The organism is Nostoc sp. CHAB 5715, assembly GCF_020829685.1.
In the GTDB taxonomy this organism is placed as follows: Bacteria; Cyanobacteriota; Cyanobacteriia; order Cyanobacteriales; family Nostocaceae; genus Nostoc.
Window position 1 is genome coordinate 1 of sequence record NZ_JAIVFR010000945.1, and the last position, 2852, is coordinate 2852.

Annotated in this window: 1 protein-coding gene and 1 pseudogene; one reads left to right on the top strand and one right to left on the bottom strand. The window is 43.5% G+C overall.

The window, feature by feature from the left end:
* Positions 1 to 2806 (top strand): caspase family protein (locus LC574_RS34125; RefSeq protein WP_229458039.1); only part of this gene is annotated, 2806 nt, incomplete at its 5' end.
* Here LC574_RS34125 and LC574_RS39405 read toward each other — a convergent pair.
* Positions 2771 to 2852: pseudogene (locus LC574_RS39405) on the bottom strand (CHASE3 domain-containing protein); the annotation flags it as partial. The gene LC574_RS34125 and the pseudogene LC574_RS39405 overlap by 36 nt on opposite strands.

Sequence of the window (2852 nt, forward strand, 5' to 3'; positions counted from 1 at the left end):
AAAGGAATTTTGGCATTTAGAACCCGACCATTTAGATGAAACCCTAGTATGTTATGACAGTCGTACTGAAGACGGCTGGGATTTGGCAGATAAAGAATTAGCAAAACTGATTGCCGAAGTAGCAGAAAAAGACCCGCACATTACCATTATTATGGATTGCTGCCACTCTGGTTCCGGTACTAAAGACCCATTGCAAGAGACAGGAATACGTCGCTTCCCTACAGACAAGCGAGAACGCCCACTGGATAGTTTTATTTTTTCGCTTGCCGACTTAACGCAACTTTCAGATTCCCGTGACCCGGAAAAACACCCCACTGGCTGGAAGATACCCAAAGGTCGTCATGTACTTCTAGCTGCTTGTCGAGACTACGAAACAGCGAAGGAATACTACGGCGGTGACAAACACCGGGGTAGTTTCTCTTATTTTTTGATGGATACACTTTTTAAAGCCAATGGCAAATTGACTTATCGAGATTTGTTTGGGCGGACAAATGCCATCATCCGCAGTAAAATTACAGCCCAGTCTCCTCAGTTGGAAGTGAATAATCCTGAGGATGAAAACAAGTTTTTCCTTGATGGAGCGATCGCAGAACGTCACCCCTACTTTATTGTTAAAAATGACCCAAACTATGGCTGGGTAATTGATGCTGGTGCTGTCCACGGAGTGCAACCACCCAAAGACGGCGAAACCACTTTACTAGCACTGTTTGCCTTTGACGCCAATATCGAAGACCTGCGTGACCCAGCAAAGTCTGTGGGTACAGCAAAAGTGACTAGGGTGCTACCAACGCAGAGTCAGGTAGATATCAAAGATGTACCAAACCTCACTGCTGATGGTACTTTTTTGAAAGCAGTTGTTACCAGCCTACCGCTACCACCTTTAGGTGTTCACATTGAAGGAGATGAAGCCGGTGTAACTCTCGCACGCCAAGCACTAGCAACAGCTGGACTTGATGGTAGACAAGCTTCACCCTATGTGCGCGAGGAGAAAGAAGTTGGTAAAGCCGAGTTTCGCCTACTTTGTCGTCATCAACAGTATTTGATTGCCCGACCTACAGATGACCGACCTTTAGTAGCTCAAATTGATGGCTATAGTCCAGACAATGCAAAACAGGCAATTAAACGTTTAGAACATATTTCCCGTTGGACAACAATTGCGGAACTCTCAAATCCAGCAACTAAGATTAGAGCCGATGATGTAGAGATGAAACTCATCTTTGAAAATGAAGAATCATCTCAATTGCAGCAGATGCGTTTGCAGTACACGTATAGGGATGGTAGGTGGCAAAATCCGGAATTTAAACTGAAACTTACCAATAGAAGTCAGAACCCACTTTACTTTGGCTTAGTCAACCTTTCAGACAGTTTCGCTATTAGCGCCCCATTTTTTGAAGCAGGTAGTATTAGGCTGCAACCAGGAGAAGAAGCCCTGGCTCTAAGTGGCGAAGACTTGATACTCGAAGTCCCAGACGAGTTGTGGTTACAGGGGATTACTGAGTACAAAGACATGATTAAATTGATTGTCAGTAACGAGGAATTTGATGCTAAATTGCTGACTCAGAATAAACTTGATGCTCCTCGTCCACCTGCCACAAGAGATTTAGAATCTGCAAATCAAAGTAGCCTTGACCGTTTGATGAATCGAACTCAAAATCGTGAAATCAAAGCTAAAAGTGCAGCGAAGTCTGACGATTGGTATGCACAGGAAATTACCATTACCACTGTACGTCCCTTAGACTCTACCCCAGTTTCTCAGAGAGAACAAAAATTATTAGGAGCAGGGGTGAAATTACAGGTGCATCCTAACTTGGTGGCAAATGCTCGCCTAACTACCACACCGCAAGTCAGCCGAGATTTAGGAAATCAAATTTTGCCCCCTATCCTGCGGGAAGATGCAGAAGTTACTCGACCTTTCCAATTTACTACCAGTCGAGGTACTGACCCTGGATTAAGTGTATTGGAATTGAACGAGATTCAAGATTACACAGTTGTCACTCCAGATGCACCTTTAAAGTTATTAGTAGATACACCACTAGCAGACAATGAATACCTTCTTGCTGTTGGCTATGATGGGGAATTTTTCTTACCCTTAGGTCGCGGTAAAACAACTCCAGATGGCAAAACAGAAATTAAGATAGAACAATTACCAGCCCCAGTTAGTCAGGGAGAACGTAGCCTGCAAGGGTCTATTCGCATCTTCTTTGAAAAAGTAATCAGTCGATATTTGGGGCAAGAATTTAAGTATCCCCTTTTAGCGGTGGCTGAGGTGGGAGACGACAAGAAAGGAACCTATAAACGGGATGTAGTTGATGTTCAGCAGCAAGTAGCAAAAGCCAAACGAATTGCTCTTTATATACACGGTATTATTGGCGATACTGAAAATTTAGTTAGCAGCATTAAACAACCCATATTGCAAGCAGATGGGCAAAAGCTTTCCATCAGCGAACTTTACGACGTGGTTCTTACCTTTGACTACGAAAACTTGAATACTTCAATTAAAGAGAATGCTGAAAATTTGAAACGGCGGTTAACAGAAGTGGGTTTAGGAGCAAACCACAGTAAAGAACTGCACATTATTGCTCATTCAATGGGAGGTTTAGTTTCCCGTTGGTTTATTGAGCGAGAAGGAGGTAATAAAATTGTCCAACATTTAATTATGTTAGGTACACCAAATGCCGGTTCTCCTTGGCCAGTTGTTGAAGATTGGGTAAAACTGACTTTGGGTATTGGGGTTATCCGCAGTCAATTGGCGCAGAGCTTTAAGTTTCTGAGTAATCTCGCTAGTTGCAGTGCGATAGGGTTCTAGATACCGTTCTTTGCCCGTGAGAAGATAGCCCCGTTGTCCAGTCTCT